General features: G+C 62.9%; 14 protein-coding genes. 12 read left to right on the plus strand and 2 right to left on the minus strand.

From position 1 onward, the window contains the following. The coding region (putA, locus tag APH36_RS22160) for a trifunctional transcriptional regulator/proline dehydrogenase/L-glutamate gamma-semialdehyde dehydrogenase (RefSeq protein WP_060500299.1) at positions 1-3889 on the minus strand (3889 nt) is incomplete at its 3' end. A 357-nt stretch (positions 3890-4246) separates the two neighbouring features. On the opposite strand from putA, the gene putP reads away from it, so the two are divergent. From putP to APH36_RS22205, 9 genes are all read left to right on the plus strand, one after another. Then, complete coding sequence (putP, locus tag APH36_RS22165; protein WP_060500301.1) at positions 4247-5725, plus strand: sodium/proline symporter PutP; 1479 nt, start codon at positions 4247-4249, stop codon at positions 5723-5725. Between the two features lie 186 nt (positions 5726-5911). Then, positions 5912-6748, plus strand: a complete 837-nt coding sequence (locus tag APH36_RS22170) for a 23S rRNA (adenine(2030)-N(6))-methyltransferase RlmJ (protein WP_016712364.1) — start codon at positions 5912-5914, stop codon at positions 6746-6748. A 211-nt stretch (positions 6749-6959) separates the two neighbouring features. After that, entirely contained in the window at positions 6960-8717 is a 1758-nt protein-coding gene (locus APH36_RS22175) for a carbamoyltransferase (RefSeq protein WP_060500303.1), read from the plus strand. Then, a complete protein-coding gene (locus tag APH36_RS22180) occupies positions 8701-9831 on the plus strand; it encodes a glycosyltransferase (protein ID WP_060500306.1) in 1131 nt (376 codons plus the stop codon). Before APH36_RS22175 ends, APH36_RS22180 begins: the two co-directional genes overlap by 17 nt. Next, the gene (locus APH36_RS22185; protein WP_060500308.1) at positions 9831-10727 is read left to right on the plus strand and encodes an antimicrobial resistance protein Mig-14; all 897 of its coding nucleotides are present in this window, start codon (positions 9831-9833) and stop codon (positions 10725-10727) included. The genes APH36_RS22180 and APH36_RS22185 overlap by 1 nt, the downstream gene beginning before the upstream one ends. Next, the gene (locus tag APH36_RS22190) at positions 10724-12127 is read left to right on the plus strand and encodes a PIG-L deacetylase family protein (RefSeq protein WP_060500311.1); all 1404 of its coding nucleotides are present in this window, start codon (positions 10724-10726) and stop codon (positions 12125-12127) included. Before APH36_RS22185 ends, APH36_RS22190 begins: the two co-directional genes overlap by 4 nt. 48 nt (positions 12128-12175) lie before the next feature. Continuing rightward, entirely contained in the window at positions 12176-13132 is a 957-nt protein-coding gene (locus APH36_RS22195; protein ID WP_060500313.1) for a glycosyltransferase, read from the plus strand. 65 nt (positions 13133-13197) lie between these two features. Next, a complete protein-coding gene (locus tag APH36_RS22200) occupies positions 13198-13971 on the plus strand; it encodes a glycosyltransferase family 2 protein (protein ID WP_060500315.1) in 774 nt (257 codons plus the stop codon). A gap of 37 nt (positions 13972-14008) precedes the next feature. Continuing rightward, entirely contained in the window at positions 14009-15100 is a 1092-nt protein-coding gene (locus APH36_RS22205) for a glycosyltransferase (RefSeq protein WP_060500317.1), read from the plus strand. Positions 15101-15103: 3 nt separating this feature from the next. On the opposite strand, the gene APH36_RS22210 is transcribed toward APH36_RS22205, so the two are convergent. Next, the gene (locus APH36_RS22210; protein WP_016712356.1) at positions 15104-15709 is read right to left on the minus strand and encodes a hypothetical protein; all 606 of its coding nucleotides are present in this window, start codon (positions 15707-15709) and stop codon (positions 15104-15106) included. Between the two features lie 100 nt (positions 15710-15809). Between APH36_RS22210 and APH36_RS22215 the strand changes: the two genes are divergently transcribed. The 3 genes from APH36_RS22215 (at position 15810) to hldE (ending at position 20361) form a co-directional block, all read left to right on the plus strand. Beyond that, a complete protein-coding gene (locus APH36_RS22215) occupies positions 15810-16985 on the plus strand; it encodes an O-antigen ligase (protein ID WP_060500319.1) in 1176 nt (391 codons plus the stop codon). A gap of 15 nt (positions 16986-17000) precedes the next feature. Then, entirely contained in the window at positions 17001-18809 is a 1809-nt protein-coding gene (msbA, locus tag APH36_RS22220; RefSeq protein ID WP_060500321.1) for a lipid A export permease/ATP-binding protein MsbA, read from the plus strand. Between the two features lie 130 nt (positions 18810-18939). Further along, a complete protein-coding gene (gene hldE / locus APH36_RS22225; RefSeq protein ID WP_019097686.1) occupies positions 18940-20361 on the plus strand; it encodes a bifunctional D-glycero-beta-D-manno-heptose-7-phosphate kinase/D-glycero-beta-D-manno-heptose 1-phosphate adenylyltransferase HldE in 1422 nt (473 codons plus the stop codon). Positions 20362-20404 lie beyond the last annotated feature (43 nt).

Raw genomic sequence — 20404 nt, forward strand, 5'->3', positions numbered from 1 at the left:
CGATCACCAAGCGCTCCAGCGCAATCTGATGATCCCCACTGGACAGCCCATGCACACCCACGATCGCCCCGGCCCGCTTGGCCACCTGCTGGCAAACGCCACGCAGCTGGTCCGAGTCGCCATGGTGGATCACGGCGTCAAACGCCACTTCATCCTTGTTCCAGTCCGAAACCAGCTTCACCTTGGCCTGTAGCTCGCGCGGCAGGCGCTGGCGAAGGGCTTTGCCGGGTTCTCCGTCAGCCCATACCGCCGAGCTGCCCACCGCCAGCACGGCAGCGAACTGGGCCAGCAGGTCGGCCTCGTTGTCGGCCAGGCACAGCACGTGCTCGCGCGGCAGGATGGTGTAGCTGTTGCGCTCGCCGGTCGGGCCTGGCAGCAGGCGGGCGATGCCGCTCTGCGACTGGCTGGCGAACTGGCTGCACAGCGCGGCCAGGTCGGCCAGCTGGTTGCTTTCTGCCCAGGCCTTCAGGCCGTGCAGCGGCTTGATCAGCTGATCGTGCAGGGTGCGGTCCGGCTTGCCTTCGCCATCCTGGTGCTGGAAGTGGCGGCCAATGGCATCGGCCGGGCGGGTCGACAGCAGGCGGTACAGGTACAGCGGGCCGCCGGCTTTCGGGCCGGTACCAGACAGGCCTTCACCACCGAACGGCTGGACACCCACCACCGCACCGACGATGTTGCGGTTGACGTACATGTTCCCGGCGTTGGCGGTTTCCACGACTTTGGCGATGGTCTCGTCGATGCGGGTGTGCACGCCGAGGGTCAGGCCGTAGCCGGAGTTGTTGATCTGCTCGATCAACTGGTCCAGGTTGCGACGGTTGTAGCGCACCACGTGCAGTACCGGGCCAAAGATTTCGCGCTTCAGCTCGTCGAAGCTTTCCAGTTCGATCAGGGTTGGCATCACGAAGGTGCCGCGCTTGATCTCGGCGGCATCGGCGATTGCCACTTGATAGACCGAGCGGCCTTTCTCGCGCATGCCCTGGATGTGCTTCTCGATGCCGGCCTTGGCTTCGGCGTCGATCACCGGGCCAATGTCCACGGCCAGGCGGTCCGGGCAGCCCAGGCGGCTTTCGGCCATGGCGCCCTTGAGCATTTCGATCACGCGGTCGGCAGAGTCTTCCTGCAGGCACAGCACGCGCAGGGCAGAGCAACGCTGGCCGGCGCTGTCGAAGGCCGAGGACACCACGTCTATCACCACCTGCTCGGTCAGTGCCGAGGAGTCGACGATCATGGCGTTCTGGCCACCGGTTTCGGCGATCAGCGGGATCGGACGGCCCTGGTTGTCCAGACGGCCGGCGACGTTGCGCTGCAGCAGGCGGGCTACTTCGGTAGAGCCGGTGAACATCACGCCTTTGACGCGCTCATCACCCACCAGGCCGGCACCGACGGTTTCACCGCGGCCTGGCAGCAGTTGCAGCACGCCTTCAGGGATGCCGGCTTCCAGCAGCAGGCGCACGGCCTGGGCGGCGATCAGCGGGGTTTGCTCGGCTGGCTTGGCCAGCACCGGGTTACCGGCGGCCAGGGCAGCGGCCACCTGGCCAGTGAAGATCGCCAGCGGGAAGTTCCAAGGGCTGATGCACACCACGGGGCCCAGTGGGCGGTGGGCGTCGTTGCTGAAGTCGTTGCGGGCTTGTACCGCGTAGTAACGCAGGAAGTCCACAGCCTCGCGCACTTCGGCAATGGCGTTGGCGAAGGTTTTGCCCGCTTCGCGGATGAGCAGGCCCATCAGCGGCTGGATTTCGGCTTCCATCAGGTCGGCGGTGCGCTCCAGAATGGCGGCGCGCTCGGCGGGCGGGGTGGCCTGCCAGATCGGTGCAGCATTCAGCGCGCACTGGATGGCGTTGTCGACATCGGCGACGGTAGCTTCCTGTACATGGCCCACCACGTCGCGGTGGTCTGCCGGGTTTAGTACAGGTGCGGCGGCACCTTGGCTGGCCGCGCAGGCCAGCAGCGGGGCGGCTTTCCAGTCGTTGTGAGCGGTGGCCAGCATGGCGCAGGACAGCGACGCCAGGCGGTGTTCGTTGGCCATGTCGATACCGGCCGAGTTCGCGCGCTCGCTGCCATACAGTTCACGCGGCAGCGGGATACGCGGGTGCGGCAGGCCGATGTTGCCTTCCTGGGTGCCCATGCGCTCGATGCTGGCGACCGGGTCGGCAACCAGTTCCTGGATGGAAATCGAGTGGTCGGCGATGCGGTTGACGAACGAGGTGTTGGCGCCGTTTTCCAGCAGGCGGCGTACCAGGTAGGCCAGCAGTGTTTCGTGGGTGCCGACCGGTGCATACACACGGCACGGGCGGTTCAGCTTGCCATCGGCAACCTTGCCGACCACTTGCTCGTACAGTGGCTCGCCCATGCCGTGCAGGCACTGGAACTCGTACTGGCCCGGGTAATAGTTCTGCCCGGCAATGTGGTAAATGGCCGACAGGGTGTGGGCGTTGTGGGTGGCGAACTGTGGGTAGATGGCTTCTGGCACGGCCAGCAGCTTGCGGGCGCAGGCCACGTAGGAGACGTCGGTGTACACCTTGCGGGTGTAGACCGGGTAGCCTTCCAGGCCTTCGACCTGGGCGCGCTTGATCTCGCTGTCCCAGTAGGCGCCTTTTACCAGACGGATCATCAGGCGGTGGCGGCTGCGCTTGGCCAGGTCGATGACGTAGTCGATCACGTACGGGCAGCGCTTCTGGTAGGCCTGGATAACAAAGCCGATACCGTTCCAGCCAGCCAGCGATGGTTCGAAGCACAGACGCTCGAGCAGGTCGAGCGACAGCTCCAGGCGGTCGGCCTCTTCGGCGTCGATGTTCAGGCCGATGTCGTACTGCTTGGCCAATTGGGTCAGCGACAGCAGACGCGGGTACAGCTCTTCCATCACGCGCTCGTACTGGGCGCGGCTGTAGCGTGGGTGCAGCGCCGACAGCTTGATGGAGATGCCCGGGCCTTCATAGATGCCGCGGCCATGGGAGGCTTTGCCGATCGAGTGGATGGCCTGCTCGTAGGACGCCAGGTACTTCTGTGCGTCGTGCTCGGTCAGTGCCGCTTCGCCGAGCATGTCGTAGGAATAGCGGAAACCTTTGGCCTCGAAGCGGCTGGCGTTGGCGAGGGCTTCGGCAATGGTTTCACCGGTCACGAACTGCTCGCCCATCAGGCGCATGGCCATGTCGACGCCCTTGCGGATCATCGGCTCGCCGCTCTTGCCGATGATGCGGGTGAGCGAGGAGGTGAGGCCGGATTCGTTATGGGTGCTGACCAGCTTGCCGGTCAGCAGCAGGCCCCAGGTGGCGGCGTTGACGAACAGCGACGGGCTGTTGCCCAGGTGCGGCTGCCAGTTGCCAGTGCTGATCTTGTCGCGGATCAGTGCGTCGCGGGTGCCCTTGTCGGGGATGCGCAGCAAGGCTTCGGCCAGGCACATCAGCGCCACGCCCTCCTGGGACGACAGCGAGAATTCCTGCAGCAGGCCCTGAACAATACCGGCACGGCCACCGGCGCTCTTCTGGTTGCGCAGCTTTTCGGCGATGCCGGCGGCCAGCTTGTTGGTGGCCTCTGCCAGCGGGGCGCTCAGGCGCGCCTGCTCCAGCAGCATTGGCACCACTTCCTGCTCGGGGCGGCGGTAGGCGGCAGTGATTGCCGAGCGCAGCACCGACTGCGGCAGGATGCTTTCGGCGAATTCGAGGAAGCACTGGTGGCTGTGGTCTGCCTGGACTTCGCCGGCGTCGTCGGCCAGGTTGCTGACATGACCGTTGAGTTCGGTCAGGGTGGCACCACCCTCGAGCTTCTCCAAGTAGTTGAAGATCGCTTGCTTGATCAACCAGTGCGGCGTGCGGTCAATGGACTGCGCAGCTGCTTTGAGTCGCTCACGGGTCGGGTCGTCGAGTTTGACCCCAAGGGTGGTAGTCGCCATTTCTTATCCTCGTTATTGCCACGGTTGTGGCCTAAGCTGGCGTCAAGAGTATCTGTAGGATAATTCGGGTGCAACCAGGTGCAACCCAAATTTTTTGTGTAAAAGGTGCAACTCGTCTGACAGTCATTTCCACGCGATGGAAAGGGACGTTTTCTGTGCTTTTTATTCTGAAAAAACGGTTTGATACGCCAAAAAGGAGCAAAAAAGCAGCTTTATCGGAAAATGCACGGGCAGGTGCAACTTGCAAATGAAAAAGGGTTGCACCCGCTTTGTGTTGTTGCATAGCATTCGCCGCCTGGGTGCAACCGCCATGACTGCGGTTGCTAATGAGATAAAAACAAACGCCAGGGCACACGTATGGGCAACCCACTAACGATCACCTTCGTGATCTACATCGCGGCAATGGTGCTGATCGGCTTCGCCGCCTATCGCGCCACCAACAACCTTTCCGACTACATCCTCGGCGGTCGTAGCCTGGGCAGCGTGGTGACCGCGCTTTCCGCTGGCGCTTCCGACATGAGTGGCTGGCTGCTGATGGGCCTGCCGGGCGCGATCTACTTCTCCGGTCTTTCCGAAGCCTGGATCGCCATCGGCCTTACCGTCGGCGCCTACCTGAACTGGCTGTTCGTCGCCGGCCGCCTGCGCGTGCAGACCGAGCACAACGGTGATGCACTGACCCTGCCGGACTACTTCTCCAGCCGCTTCGAAGACAACAGCGGCCTGCTGCGGATCATCTCGGCCATCGTCATCCTGGTGTTCTTCACCATCTACTGCGCCTCTGGCATCGTTGCCGGTGCCCGGCTGTTCGAAAGCACCTTTGGCATGTCTTACGAAACCGCCCTGTGGGCCGGCGCTGCGGCTACCATCGCCTACACCTTCGTGGGTGGTTTCCTGGCGGTGAGCTGGACCGATACCGTGCAGGCGTCGCTGATGATCTTCGCGCTCATCCTCACCCCGGTGATCGTGCTGATCTCGACCGGCGGTTTCGACACCACCTTCGCTGCCATCGAGGCAGTGAACCCGGCCAACTTCGACATGCTCAAGGGCGCAACCTTTATTGGCATCATTTCACTGATGGGCTGGGGCCTGGGCTATTTCGGCCAGCCGCACATCCTGGCGCGCTTCATGGCTGCCGATTCGGTGAAATCGATCGCCAGCGCCCGCCGTATCTCCATGACCTGGATGATCCTGTGCCTGGCCGGTACCTGTGCCGTGGGCTTCTTCGGTATCGCCTACTTCTCGGCGAACCCTGGCCTGGCGGGTCCGGTTACCGAAAACCACGAGCGTGTGTTCATCGAACTGGCCAAGATCCTGTTCAACCCATGGATCGCCGGTGTGCTGCTGTCGGCCATCCTGGCGGCAGTAATGAGCACCCTGAGCTGCCAGCTGCTGGTGTGCTCCAGTGCCCTGACCGAAGACTTCTACAAAGCCTTCCTGCGCAAGAACGCTTCGCAGGGTGAGCTCGTGTGGGTCGGCCGCCTGATGGTACTGGCCGTTGCCCTGATCGCCATCGCCATGGCGGCCAACCCCGAAAACCGCGTGCTGGGCCTGGTGGCCTATGCCTGGGCTGGTTTCGGTGCGGCCTTCGGCCCGGTAGTGCTGATTTCGGTGCTGTGGAAAGGCATGACCCGTAACGGCGCGCTGGCCGGTATCGTGGTGGGCGCGCTGACCGTGATCCTGTGGAAGAACTTCGACACCCTCGGGCTCTACGAGATCATCCCGGGCTTCCTGTTCGCCAGCATTGCCATTGTGCTGGTGAGCAAGCTGGGCAGCCCGTCGCAGTCGATGGTCAAGCGTTTCGAGACTGCTGATGCGGCTTATCACGCTGACAAGTAACACCCGCTGATTCGGTGTTGCCTTCTTCGCGGGCAAGCCCGCTCCCACAGGTGCTTCGCAGAACTAGAGATCTGCGCAAGTCCTGTGGGAGCGGGCTTGCCCGCGAATGGAGCTAACACCGATCGACAGCCAGGCCTGACTCCGCCTGCAAGGCAAGGTAAACTTGCCACCCCCGCAGGAGTTGCCATGAACTATCGTCACGCCTTCCACGCCGGCAACCACGCCGACGTCCTCAAACACATCGTGCTGACCCGCCTCATCGCCCTGATGTCGCGCAAGGAGCAGCCGTTCGCCTATATCGATACCCACGCAGGGCTTGGTCTGTACGACCTGCAAGGCGACCAGGCAACCCGTACCGGCGAGTATCTGGAAGGCGTTGCCCGCTTGTGGAATCGTGACGACCTGCCAGCCATGGCTGCCGATTACCTGCGCGTCATCAAGCGCCTGAACGCCGACGGCGAGCTGCGCTACTACCCCGGTTCGCCCGAGCTGGCCCGCCGCCTGATGCGCCAGCAAGACCGTGCTCTGCTCAACGAGAAGCACCCCGAAGACGGGCCGCTGCTCAAAGAAAACATGAAAAAAGACCCCCGCGTGGTCGTGCACCTGGGCGAAGGCTGGCATGTGCCGCGTGCCTTGCTGCCCGTGCAGGAAAAGCGCGCGATCATGCTGATCGACCCGCCGTTCGAGCAGGCAGATGAGCTCAAGCGCTGCACCAACGCCATGAAAGAGGCGATTGGCCGCATGCGCCAGACCGTCGCGGCCATCTGGTACCCGATCAAGGACCAGCGCTCGCTGACTCGCTACTACCAGGACCTGACCAGCACCGGTGCGCCGAAACTGCTGCGGGTCGAGCTGTATGTGCATCACCAGGACAGCCCGCAGGGGCTCAATGGCTCTGGCCTGGCCATCGCCAACCCGCCATGGGGGCTGGAAGAAGAGCTCAAGGAGCTGCTGCCGTGGCTGGCCAAGGAGCTGGCGCAGACCGATGGCAGCTACCGCATGGACTGGCTGATCGCCGAGTAATCAGGCACCACAACTCTCCTGTGGGAGCGGGCTCGCCCGCGAATACCGGCAAAGCCGGTGCCATGCATCGCGGCGCCTGCTTCGCGGGCAAGCCCGCTCCCGCAGGTTAATGCAGTGCCTCTGCTGATCTTTGCGTTATAATCCCGCCCTTTAGCCGCCACCCGCCCAAGAGGCCGCTGGCGCATTTTTACCGAATGAAGAGGCTAATCCCTTGGCATTGACGATCCTTGGCCTGTCCGGCGCCCTTAGCCATGACCCTTCCGCGGCCCTGTACATTGACGGCAAGCTGATTGCCGCCGCCGAAGAAGAGCGCTTCGTGCGTGACAAGCATGCGAAGAACCGCATGCCCTACGAGTCGGCGAAGTTCTGCCTGGAGCAGGCAGGCATCAAGCCGTCCGACGTCGACGTGGTAGCCATCCCGTTCGCCCCGATCAGCCTGTTCGGCAAGGCGCGCTGGCACTATGCCAAGCGCTATTGGTACGCCCCGGATCGTGCCCTCGACGCCATCCTGATGGGCAACCGTCGCTACAAACGCTACCGCAAGAAGATCGTCTGGTGCCTGGAGCAGCTGGGCTTCGACCCGAAAAAGGTCAAGATCGAGCCGGTCGAGCACCACCTGGCCCATGCCTCCAGTGCCTACCACTGCTCGGGCTTCAAGGAAAAAACCGCCATCCTCGGCATCGACGGTAAAGGCGAATACGCCACCACCTTCTTTGGCTACGGCGAAAACGGCAAGATCCACAAGATCAAGGAGTTCTTCGACCCGGACTCCCTGGGGGGCCTGTACGGCGCGATCACCGAGTTTCTCGGCTTCGAGATGCTTGACGGTGAATTCAAGGTCATGGGCATGGCGCCGTATGGCGACGCCAGCAAGTACGATTTCTCGCGCCTGGCCAGCTTCGAAAACGGCGAACTGGTGATCAACACCGAGTATGCCAACGTTATCGGCCTGCGCCGCTATAAAGAGAAGGGCAAGGGCTTCTACTTCTCGCCGAAGCTGATCGAATGGCTGGGCCCCAAGCGCGAAGGCGACGTCGCCGACGAGCCGTACATTCATTACGCGGCCAGCATGCAGGCGCTGTTCGAGAAACTGGCGCTGCAGATGATCGACCACTACCTGGGCGACACCCTGCGTGAAACCGGCAAGCTGGCCTTCGCTGGCGGCTGCGCGCTGAACGTGAAGCTGAACCAGAAGATCATCGCCCGCCCGGACGTGAAAGAGCTGTTCGTCCAGCCGGCCTCTGGCGACGCCGGTACTGCCGTTGGCGCCGCGGCCTATGTTTCCCACGCCCGTGGCGTACCGGTCGAGAAGATGGAGCACGTCTACCTCGGCCCGTCGTACTCCAACGAAGACGTGATCGCGGCCTGCGCCCGTCACCCGAACCAGCCGAAGTGGCGCAAGCTGGAGAACATGCCTCAGCAAATCGCCCAGATCATGGTCGACGGCAACCCGGTGGCCTGGTTCCAGGGCCGCATGGAGTTCGGCCCGCGTGCCCTTGGTGGCCGTTCGATCATTGGCTGCCCGAGCGTTGAAGGCGTGGCTGACCGCATCAACCACCAGATCAAGTTCCGCGAACGCTGGAGACCTTTCTGCCCGTCGATGCTCGACACCGTCGCCCCGCAGATGATCAAGGTCGACCACCCGGCGCCGTTCATGACCTTCACCTTCGAAGTGGCTGAAGAGTGGAAAACCCGTGTGCCGGAAGTGGTCCACGAGGACGGTACTTCGCGTGCCCAGGTGCTCAAGCGTGAGTACAACCCACGCTACTACGACATGATGAAGGCGCTGGAAGACCTGACCGGCAACGGCGTGTCGCTGAACACCTCGCTCAACCGCCGTGGCGAACCGATGATCTGCTCGCCGACCGATGCCCTGAACATGTTCTTCGGCTCGGACCTGCAGTACCTGATCATGGAAGACATCTTGGTCGTGAAGGACGGCGCTGCCGCCTATGACCAGCCGCTCTGAACCGCGTATCCTGCAGTTCTGCCATGGCTATGACGGGCCTTTCCTGGATTGCGCCCGTCAGTACGCCAGCCTGTTCCAGGGGCGTGGCTACCAGGTCACCACGGTGTTCCTCACCGGCGCTGCCGACCCGCAGGTAGCGGCGGGCTGCGCGTCGGACGAGGTGCTGTTTCTGGAATTCAGCTCCAAGGCCGTGCGTGGCCTGAAGCTCGGCGCCATCCGTGCCTTGCGGCGGATCGCGGCCGAGCGCAATTTCGCGTTCTGCATTGCCCACCGCTTCAAGCCGATCTATGTGGCTCTGCTGGGTACCGGCCTGCCGGTGATTGGCGTGCACCATGCCTTTGGCGACTACGAGCGCAAAGGCCGCCGGCTGTTCGCCAACCTGTTCAGCAAGCGCCTGAGCCTGCTGGGCGTGTCGGACGCCGTGCGTGACGATATGCGCCGCTGCCTGCCGCAGTGGCCGGCCGACCGCATCCAGACCCTGTACAACCGCATTGATATCGACGCCCTGCAAGCGGCACTGGTGCCGCGCGCCGAAGCACGCCAGGCCCTGGGCCTGGATGCACAGGCATGGATCGTCGGGAATGTCGGGCGCCTGCACCCGGACAAGGACCAGGCGACCCTGTTGCGTGGTTTTGCTCAGGCGTTGCCAGTGCTGCCAGCCGGCGCCCGTTTGGCGATTCTCGGCAAGGGCCGGTTGGAGGCCAAGCTCAAGGCCCAGGCCGCCGAGCTGGGCATTGCCGGGCAGGTGGACTTCCTGGGCCAGATACCGGATGCACGGCGCTATTTCCAGGCGTTCGACGTGTTTGCCCTGAGCTCTGACCATGAACCGTTCGGCATGGTCCTGCTCGAAGCCATGGTCGCCGGTGTGCCGGTGCTCGCCACGGCGTGCGGCGGGGCTCGCGAAGTGGTCGAGGGTGTGGGTGTGCTGTTCCCGCTGGGCGATGCTGCACAGTTGGCGCAGGGGCTGAAGCATCTGGCTGTGCTGGACGGCGAGCAGCGTCAGGCCTGTGCCGAGCACATGCTGCAGCGTCTGCGTGAACGTTTCTCTGACCAAGCGGTGCGTGAGGCCTTCTGGCAGTTGCCGCAGGTAAGCGCGCTGGTGGGGCAGGCTTGATGCTCAATCGAATCCAGGCCTTCCGCGAACGTGGTTGGCAAGTTATAGACACCAAGGCCTATGCCGAGGCATGGGCGCGCTTTGGTGGCAGTGTTGCCACTCATCCGCTGGTGGTCGAACAGCTGGCAGACCTGGCACAGATCCCGGTGCGATACCTGGGCTGGCATCAGGCGGGTGAGCTGAAGGCCGCCATCCCGACCTGGGGGCGTCACCTGGCGCTGTCCAAGGATGTGCTCAAACGTGCCGGCAAGAAAGCCCTGTTCGATCTGGGCAATGCCGAAATCATCCTGCCGGCGGCAGCCGATGCTGCTGCACCGCTGCGCCATGCCGCGCGCTACCTGTCCGATCTGAACCAGGGCCGCTTCAGCGGCCTCAAGGCGCAGAAGGAACAGCTGGCCATGGCCCGCGCCCCTGAAGACCTGTCGAAGAAGTTCCGCTACAACCAGCGCCGCGAACTGCGCCTGCTGGAAGAAGCAGGTGGCGTGGTACGCCCGATCAGCGACTTCAGTGCGCAGGAAATCGCCAGCATGTACTGCGACCTGTTCCAGCGCCGCTGGGGCTTCCCGGCCACTGGTGCCGAGCACATGGCCCAGGTGCTGGAGCGCCTGCAAGCGCTGCTGATCGGCTCGGTACTGCTGCTGGATGGCAAGCCGATTGCCATTCAGCTGGTGTACCGCGTTGAAGCGCCGGAATGGATCAGCGTCGAGTACATCAATGGCGGCGTAGACCCTGAAACCAAGGCTTTCAGCCCGGGCAGTGTGCTGAGTTTCCTCAATACCCAGGCCGCCTGGGAAGACGCCCGTGCGCGCAACAAGCCGCTGCGGTTCTCGTTCGGCCGTGCCGACCGCGAGTACAAGGACCGCTGGTGCAACCCTGTGCCGGTGTACCAGGCGTGAGCCGCAAGCAGCAGTTGCTCAAGCGCCACCGGCGCAACAAGCGCCTGGGCTTGCTGGTGGGCCTGGTTGCGTTGCTCGCCTTGGGTGTTTTCAGCTGGTGGTGGCTGCCATTGCTGCTGCTGCCGCTGGTCTGGGCGGCTCACGAAGCCTGGTTTGCCGACCATCTGTTCTATGCCCCGGGCGAGGACTACGCCTACGACTTCGGTGAACAGGCGCGGGAAGTGCCTGCCAGCCTGCGCGATGGCCAGCTCCAGGCCGATTGCGTGCTGCAGGGTGACGAAACCCTCATGCTTGAGCTGCAGGTAAAAAGCACCTGGCTGGGGCGGTTTCTCGACCCTCGGGTAGAGCTGGGCGCTGCTGAGCAGGCTGACCGGCAAACGTTCGAGCGTGGTGTTGATGGCGTGCGGTTTCTCAACCTGACCGGCTTGGCCGTGCCCTTGCAAGCGGGTACCTTGCGCCTGCGCGGTCGCCATTGTCGGCTGCAAGGCCAGCTGCGCCTGTGGATAACCCCCGCTGTCGAGTTGCAACGGCGCCGGGTGATGGTGATCGCGCCGCACGCCGATGACGCCGAGCTGGCCGCATATGGCCTCTACAGCCAGGCCGACGAAACCTGGGTGGTCACCCTGACAGCTGGCGAAATCGAAGCCGAACACTACCAGCAGATGGGCCTGGAACAAGCCGAGGCCGCCCGCCTGAAGGGCCGCTTGCGTGCCTGGGACAGCATCGCCGTGCCGCGCTGGGCGGGTGTGCCGGAGTCACGTTGTGTGCAGCTGGGTTACTTCTGCCTGCAACTGCCTGCCATGCAGGCCGCGCCCGATCTGCAGGCTGCTTCCCGTGAAGCCGATCTGGCCGATATCCGTGTGTTCCGCCAGTTCAACCCGTTCCCGCTGCCGGCCGACCGCGATGGCGCGCCAACCTGGCACAACCTGCTGGCCGACCTGCGGGCCTTGCTGGAAATGGCCAAGCCTGAAGTATTGGTGATGCCGCACCCGCAGCTCGACCCGCACCCCGACCACATCTGCGCGCAGGCAGCCGTGCTGGAGGCCCTGCAAGGCGTGGCCTGGCAGCCGCAAACCTTGTTGTGCTACGCCAATCACCTGCACGACAACGACCGTTGGCCGATGGGCGACAGTGGCGACGGCGTGGCCTTGCCGCCGCAGTTGAGCGCAGCGCAGGCTTGGGCACCCTGCAGCCTGGTGCTGGATCTGGCCACGCAGCGCGACAAGGCCATGGCCCTGGGCATGATGCACGACTTGCAGCCGCCGGCCCCCTTCAAGCGCCGCTTGCGCCGCCTGCTGCAACGCTGGCTGGCCGGGCGGCAGCCCTCGCCTTACGGGGAGAACGAGTTCTTCCGCAAGGCCGTGCGCAGGCACGAACTGTTCTGGCGGCGTGAACTGTAAGCACGCCCCATGGTTGACCGCGATGGCGCAGAGCGCCCAAGGAACGTTATGAAAGTCCTATTTCTGGTACAGAAGGAACAGCGGGCTATTCTCGACCGCCTGTACGACGGCGTCGCGGCCAACTGCGAGTGCGACCTGCGCTGGCTGAGCAGCGATGACCAGCGCAACCTGTGCCGCTATTTCAAGCGTGAAGTGCAGGTCGAGCGCTATGACCGCATCGTGTTCTTCCTGCGCTTCAAGCAGGAGATTCGCCAGGTGGCCTTCATCCGCACCGTGCCGAACCTGGTCATCCTCGAGCACGACGCCTACCAGAACTACATCCCGTGCAAGTACACCGGCAAGTTCAGCGCCCATTACCGGCAGCTGCCATGGGCGCGGGTCATCAGCTCGGGTTACATGGTCAGCGAACGCCTGCGCCAGGAAGGCTTCGATGCGGTATTCGTGCCCAAGGGCTATGACGAGCAGTTGCTGGCCGATCAAGGGCGTGAGCGCGACATCGAACTGGCCTTCGTCGGCAGTGTCAACAGCGTGGCCTACAGCGGCCGCAAGGCGCTGCTGGACGAATTGGGGCAGGTCGAGAACCTGCTGGTCACCCGTACCAAGTCGGGCGAAGACTACTGCAACACGCTCAACCGTATCCGTTTCTTCGTCAGTGCCGACGTCGGCATGGGCGAATACATGATCAAGAATTTCGAAGCCATGGCTTGTGGCTGTGTATTGCTGGCATACGACCAGGGCGAAGAAGAGAACCGCGCGCTGGGCCTGCAGGACATGCACAACGTGGTGTTCTATGACAACATCCCGACCCTTCAGGAAAAGCTCCGCCGTTTGCGGGCAGACCCTGAACTGGCCCGGCAGATTGCAGAAAATGGTCGCCATCTGGCGGTTTCCCGTTTCAGTTTCGCCGCAGTTGGACGTAGCATCGTCGACCACATGCGCCCGGCGCTCAGGCCCCACCCGCCATTGTCTGCATGGCAGCGGCTGCGCCTGAAGCTGGGCATCTAAATAAGAGCTTTCACGCCCAGGAGCGGGTTGTTGAAGGCCGTTTGTCGCAATGCGGAGGGAGTCCGGTGCGCTTTTCAAATGAGAGTGACGTCACGCTCGTCGTGACCAGTTGTGGGCGGTTCGATCTGCTCAAAGATACCCTTGAGAGTTTCGACCGCTACAACACCGCGCCCATTCGCGAGGTATTCATCACCGAAGATTCCGGTGACGATGCTGTGCATGCCGCTGTGCCAGAGCACTGGAAACCGTACAGCAAGGTGTTCGTCAACCGGCCCAAGCTTGGCCAGTTGCCGTCTATCGACCTGGCCTACAGCCACGTCAAGACGCCGTACATCTTCCACTGCGAGGACGACTGGCATTTCTATCGCCAAGGCTTTGTCGAAGACTCGCGGGCCATTCTGGATGTGAGCCCCAACCTGTTGCAGGTGTGGCTGCGCAGCCATGCTCACGACCTGGCCATCCACAGCCCTTACATCCACTTGGGCGATCGGCAGGTGATCGCGGGTGTGCCTTGCTACCCGCTGCTGTCCGACAAGGCTGAATGGCAGGCGTTTTCGCTCAACCCCGGTCTGCGGCGTTTGAGTGATTACCAGCGCTGCGCGCCATTTGCCGCCTATGCTGGAGAGAAGGCGCTTTCCCGACGCTACGCTGAGTTAAATCTGACAGCGGTCACCTTGGAGGGTGATGCAGTATTGCACACTGGATTCGGTAATCACGTGACCTTGCCCATCGAAGTGGAGCGCAAGGCCAAACGCCGTCAACGTGATCGGATCAAACTGGCATTGACGCTGGTGACGGGTGCCTTGATCGGCATGGGTATCACCCTTTTTGTTCAATGAAGTCGCTGTCCCACCTGACATGAGCGGGAGAGGGCCCATGAACATCGTCAATATGATGTGGGCGGGTGGAACGCCGTACATGTCCATCCACAAGGTGCATCGCCAAGTGCTGTCGCACGCAGGTACCGATGCCCGGATCAGTAACTGGTTGCTGCTGGGAAGCGGGTTGTGTTGCGGGCTTGGCTCGACCCGGGAGTGGCACATGCCACTGCGTGCGCTGAAAGGGCGGCACCTGTGGCGCCTGTTGCGGCCCTGGTTGCGCTTGCGTTTGCGCAAGGCGCTTGCCGAGGCCAAGGCCGAGGTCGTGCTGCTCGACGGTATTGGTGTCGCGCGGCTGGTGCTACCGCTGTTGCAGAACAGCCCTCAGGTGCGGGCAAAGGTGCTGTTCCATGGCAAGACGCGCCTGAACAGTAGCGATGTACGCTTGTTGCGTATGTTCCCCGCCGAGCGCCTGAGCATCGCAGCGGTATCGCATACACTGGCCGAATCGCTGGAGCACGACTTGGGCAGGCCGGTGCAGACCCTGCGCATGGCGCTTGACCCGTTAGCGTTCGTCGAGCCGTTGTTGAGCCGTGACAGGGCCAGGCAGGCGCTGCAGTTGCCTGCTGCGAGCGGGGTGATGCTGGGCGCGGTAGGGCGGTTGGTAGAAAGCAAAGGCTTCGAGATGCTGATCGAGGCGTTTGCCCGGGCCAGCACACATCAGCCGGACCTGCAGTTGGCCATTATTGGCGAAGGTCCTCTGCACGCCGTGCTGCAAGAGCGTATCGATGTACTGGGCCTGGCCGCGCGCGTTCACCTGTGCGGTCACCGTGAAGACCTGCAGCAGTTGTATCGGGCGTTCGATTGGCTACTGGTGCCTTCTCGCTCTGAAGGCCTGGGGCTGGTGGTGCAGGAGGCGGTCATGGCCGACGTGCCGGTGGTGTGCAGCGACCTGCAAGTGTTTCGCGAACAGTTGCAGGATACCGGCGGTTACCTGCCGGTAGCCGATGAAGGGGCATGGGCCGAAGCAATCGAACGATGCACGTCCCTCAGCCCCCAGGCGGTAGCCGCCCGGCAGCGTCAGGCGCTGGCGCCGGAGCAAGCCTGGCAGGCCTTCTGCAATGGCTCGCAGAGCTTGCTGCGCAAATGACGTTCAGCGTGCCAGCAGGGCCGCCTCGAACGCAGCGAGGGGGAACCGGTCACCCAGGTTCTCCCGCTCGATATAGCGCACCATGTGCTGCACATTGCGACGAATCATGCGTGCCGACAACGGTGGGCGCAGGAAACGCATGTCGGCCACGTCGATCAGGCCCAGGCGCTGGTCGGGGGTAACCACCACGTTGCCCAGGTGCAGCGAGCGGAAGTACACGCCACTGTGGTGCAGCTGGCGAACCAGCTGAATCAGCTGCGGCAGGTAGGTATCCCAGCTGAACCCTTCATCGCGCGACATTTGCAGCAGGGTACGCCCGGGCAGCGGGCGATACAGCACGGCGGTACGGCCTGGCAGGTCGAGCTTGTGCTGGCTGATCACCTCGAGCGTAGGGATGCCCAGTTGCGCCAGGCGCGCGGCGTTATCGACGAAGCGCTGCGAGTAGGGGCGCAACAGTGCAGATGAAATCAGCCGCTTCCTACGAAAAACCTTGAGGAAATTTCCATCCTTGAGCAGGTAGACTTTGGCGCCATGGCTGTCTGCCTCAAGCACCTGTGCGCCTTGTGTCAGCTGATCGAAGTCGACCTGGGTGAGCCGGGAGCATTGCATGAATAGAGCCTTGTCGTCTGGCGAGCAAAATGACCGGCAATAATGCCGAAAATAATGCTGTTGCACCATGGATGGTGTCTTTGATTCATCGGGGGAAAGGATGTTGTATCAAAAAAACTGGGCACGGGCCTGGTTAGGTTTGGGTCTGGTCTGGTTCCTGGCAGCAATTGCCCTGGCACCGAGCAACAAGGTTTACCAGCAGGGGCTGGTGTTGTTTTTGTGGCTGCCAACGCTGGTACTGGCGTGGTCTGCTCGTGAAGTGCTGGTGCAAGCCTGGAGGCGCCAGCCGGCGCTGTGGGTGAGTGTGCTGCTGTTGTTGGCGTGGTGCGGGCTGAGCCTGGCCTGGTCGCCCGCAGAAGACCCAGGGCGCGAGATCAAGCGCCTTGTCTACATTCTGGTATTCCTGCTGGCATTCCCGCTGCTGGCGCAGCAAGGCAGGGCCCGCATTCGTCAGCTGTTGCTGCTTGGCAGCAGCCTGTTGGCCGTCGCTGCGCTGGTCTCGATCATCAATTTCTACGGTTTGCAGGGCAAATCGTTGCTGGCCCGTCTGGCAGGCATTGGCGAGATCTCGCACCCGATTCTGGGGGCTTATGTCATTGGCTCGGCGGTGCTCTTCTTGCTGTACGACCCGCCGCGCCAGCGTGGTCTGCAGCTGTTATGGCTGGCGGCGCTGGTCTGTCTGGGCGCGTTTGCCATGCTCAGCCAGAGCCGCGGGGCGATTCTGGCCCTGGTGATCACCGTGGTGATCGCGCCGCTGTGGTTCCGCGATCGCCACAGCCAGGTGTTTTCCATCCTGGCGCTGGTTGCCACCGGCCTGGCGTTCTTCGTCGTATACGACCTGATCGCCAAGCGCGGCTCGTCCTATCGGCCGGAAATCTTCAATGCCGTCATCGATATGATTGCCGCACACCCCTGGACCGGCCTGGGGCTGGGGGCTCCCTACGACGTAAGTGCCGTGGGTAAACACTTTGACCACACCCACAACATGTTCACCCATGTTGCCGTGGAAATGGGGATCCCTGGCATGCTGCTCTGGGTCATCGTGTGGTTGTTCACCCTGGGCGAAATCGTCCGTGCGCGCGGCACGCTGTTTGGCAAGATCCTTCTGGGGTTCTGGGTGTACTCGACCCTGGCCATGCAGTTCGATGCCGCCAGCCTCACCGGTACGCCGCGCGCCGAGTGGTTCATCAGCTGGCTGCCTGTCGGCCTTGCCATGATGCTGCCATGGGGGCGTGCCGAAAATGGCGCCTGTGGTAAAATTTCCGGTTCAACCTGAACAGCGAGCTCGATAATGGCCGAAACACCGCGACCGGCGGAGCACAACTCCAGCCTGAAGATCTACTTCCGGCTGCTGAGCTATGTGAAACCCTATGTCGGCATTTTCCTGCTGAGCATTGTCGGTTTCGTGATCTTTGCCTCGACCCAGCCAATGCTGGCGGGCATCCTCAAATACTTCGTCGATGGGCTGAGCAACCCCGAAGCGGTGTTGTTCCCCAACGTGCCCTACCTGCGCGACCTGCAATTGCTGCAGGCGGTGCCGCTGCTGATCATCCTGATCGCCGCGTGGCAGGGCCTGGGTTCGTTCCTCGGCAACTACTTCCTGGCCAAGGTGTCCCTGTGCCTGGTGCATGACCTGCGGGTGGAGTTGTTCAACAAGCTGCTGGTGTTGCCCAACCGCTATTTCGACAACCATAACTCCGGGCACCTGATTTCGCGCATTACCTTCAACGTGACCATGGTCACCGGCGCGGCGACCGATGCCATCAAGGTGGTGATCCGCGAAGGCCTGACCGTGGTGTTCCTGTTCGCCTATCTGCTGTGGATGAACTGGCACCTGACCTTGGTGATGGTCGCCATCCTGCCGGTAATTGCGGTGATGGTCAGCGTTGCCAGCAAGAAATTCCGCAAACAGAGCAAGAAGATCCAGGTGGCCATGGGTGATGTCACCCACGTTGCCTCGGAAACCATCCAGGGCTACCGCGTGGTGCGCAGCTTCGGTGGCGAGGCCTATGAGGAGCAGCGTTTCGGCAAGGCCAGCCAGAGCAATACCGACAAGCAATTGCGCATGACCAAGACCGGCTCGCTCTACACGCCGATGCTGCAGCTGGTGATCTACAGCGCCATGGCCGCGCTCATGTTCCTGGTGCTGTTCCTGCGCGGTGAGTCCACGGCGGGCGACCTGGTTGCCTATATCACCGCGGCCGGCCTGCTGCCCAAGCCGATTCGCCAGCTTTCGGAAGTCAGCTCGACCATCCAGAAGGGCCTGGCCGGTGCAGAAAGCATCTTCGAGCAACTGGACGAAGAGCCTGAGCTGGACACCGGTACTGTCGAGAAGGAGCGGGTGGAAGGGCGCCTGGAAGTGCGCAACCTGAGCTTCACCTACCCGGGTACCGAGCGCGAAGTGCTAAGCGACATCAGCTTTGTCGCCGAGCCAGGGCAAATGATCGCCCTGGTGGGCCGTTCCGGCAGCGGCAAGTCGACCCTGGCCGCGCTGATCCCGCGCTTCTATCACCACGACCAAGGGCAAATTCTGCTCGATGGCGTGGAAATCGAGAACTATCGCCTGCGCAACCTGCGCCGCCATGTTTCGCAGGTGACTCAGCACGTCACCCTGTTCAACGACACCGTGGCCAATAACATCGCTTACGGCGACCTGGCTGGCGCCCCGCGCGCAGATATCGAAGCCGCTGCAGCCGATGCCTACGCCAAGGAGTTCGTCGACCGGTTGCCGAAGGGCTTCGATACCGAAGTGGGTGAGAACGGCGTGCTGCTTTCCGGCGGCCAACGCCAGCGCCTGGCGATTGCCCGGGCGCTGCTGAAAAACGCACCGCTGCTGATCCTCGATGAAGCCACTTCGGCACTGGATACCGAGTCCGAGCGGCACATCCAGGCCGCCCTGGACCATGTAATGCAAGGCCGCACCACGCTGGTGATCGCCCACCGCCTGTCGACCATCGAGAAGGCCGATCAGATCCTGGTCATGGACCAGGGTCGCCTGGTGGAGCGTGGCACCCATGCCGAACTGCTTGCGGCTAATGGCCATTATGCCCGCCTGCACGCCATGGGCCTGGATGAGCCGGTCAAGGCCGATATCACCTGAGTCCTCCCTGATCGGGGCCTTAACGGCCCTGATTGTCACGGGAATTTTCCGGGGACGATCTGGCCATAAAGCCGTCGTCTACCCTGTGCTAATATCCTGCCCCTGTTCATTATTTCCATATGGGTTGCCCATGAAGTTGTCCATGCCGCGTTTCGATCAAGCCCCGGTACTGGTGGTCGGCGATGTCATGCTCGACCGCTACTGGCATGGCGGTACTTCGCGTATTTCGCCTGAGGCGCCAGTCCCGGTGGTCAAGGTCGATCAGATCGAAGATCGCCCAGGCGGTGCGGCCAACGTTGCCTTGAACATCGCTGCGTTGGGCGCGCCGGCGTCGCTGATCGGCGTCACCGGCCAGGATGAAGCTGCCGACAGCCTGGCCAATAGCCTGCAGGCTGCCGGTGTGCGTTCGGTGTTCCAGCGCATCGCGCATCAGCCGACCATCGTCAAGCTGCGGGTCATGAGCCGTCACCAGCAGTTGCTGCGTATCGATTTCGAAGAGCCGTTCGCCACCGACCCGCTGTCGCTGGGCGCGGAAGTCGACAGCTTGCTTGAAGGCGTCAAGGTGCTGGTCCTTTCCGACTACGGCAAGGGCGCACTGAAAAACCACCAGAGCCTGATCCAGGCGGCGCGAGCCAAGGGTATTCCGGTGCTGGCCGACCCCAAGGGCAAGGATTTTTCCATCTACCGCGGTGCCAGCCTGATCACCCCGAACCTCAGCGAGTTCGAGACCATCGTTGGCCGTTGTGCCGATGAGGCCGAGCTGGTTGCCAAAGGCGTGCAACTGCTGCAGGACCTGGACCTGGGCGCCTTGTTGGTTACCCGTGGTGAGCACGGCATGACCCTGCTGCGCACGGGGCAGCCAGCGCTGCACCTGCCGGCGCGGGCGCGCGAAGTGTTCGATGTGACCGGTGCCGGTGATACTGTCATCTCCACCCTTGCGGCGGCCATTGCGGCTGGCGAGGACCTGCCCCACGCGGTGGCGCTGGCCAACCTGGCGGCAGGCATCGTGGTTGGCAAGCTGGGTACGGCTGCGATCAGCGCCCCTGAACTGCGCCGGGCCATCCAGCGCGAAGAAGGCTCCGAGCGCGGTGTGCTGGGCCTTGAGCAGTTGCTGCTGGCCATCGATGATGCGCGGGCGCACAAAGAGAAGATCGTCTTCACCAATGGCTGCTTCGACATTCTTCACGCCGGGCATGTCACCTACCTTGAGCAGGCGCGGGCCCAGGGCGATCGCCTGATCGTCGCGGTCAACGACGATGCCTCGGTCAGCCGCCTGAAAGGGCCTGGCCGGCCGATCAACAGCGTCGACCGGCGCATGGCCGTTCTGGCCGGCCTGGGGGCGGTGGATTGGGTGATCAGTTTCCCTGAGGGCACGCCGGAAAACCTGCTGAGCCAGGTCAAGCCGGATGTGCTGGTCAAGGGTGGCGACTATGGCATCGACCAGGTGGTGGGCGCCGATATCGTCAAGGCCTATGGCGGTACCGTGAAGGTGCTGGGTCTGGTCGAGAACAGCTCGACCACGGCGATTGTCGAGAAAATCCGCAAAAATTGATTGGGGCCGCTTTGCGGCCCTTCGCGGGCTTGCCCGCGAAGGG

The organism is Pseudomonas sp. NBRC 111133 (assembly GCF_001320605.1).
Lineage (GTDB): Bacteria > Pseudomonadota > Gammaproteobacteria > Pseudomonadales > Pseudomonadaceae > Aquipseudomonas > Aquipseudomonas monteilii.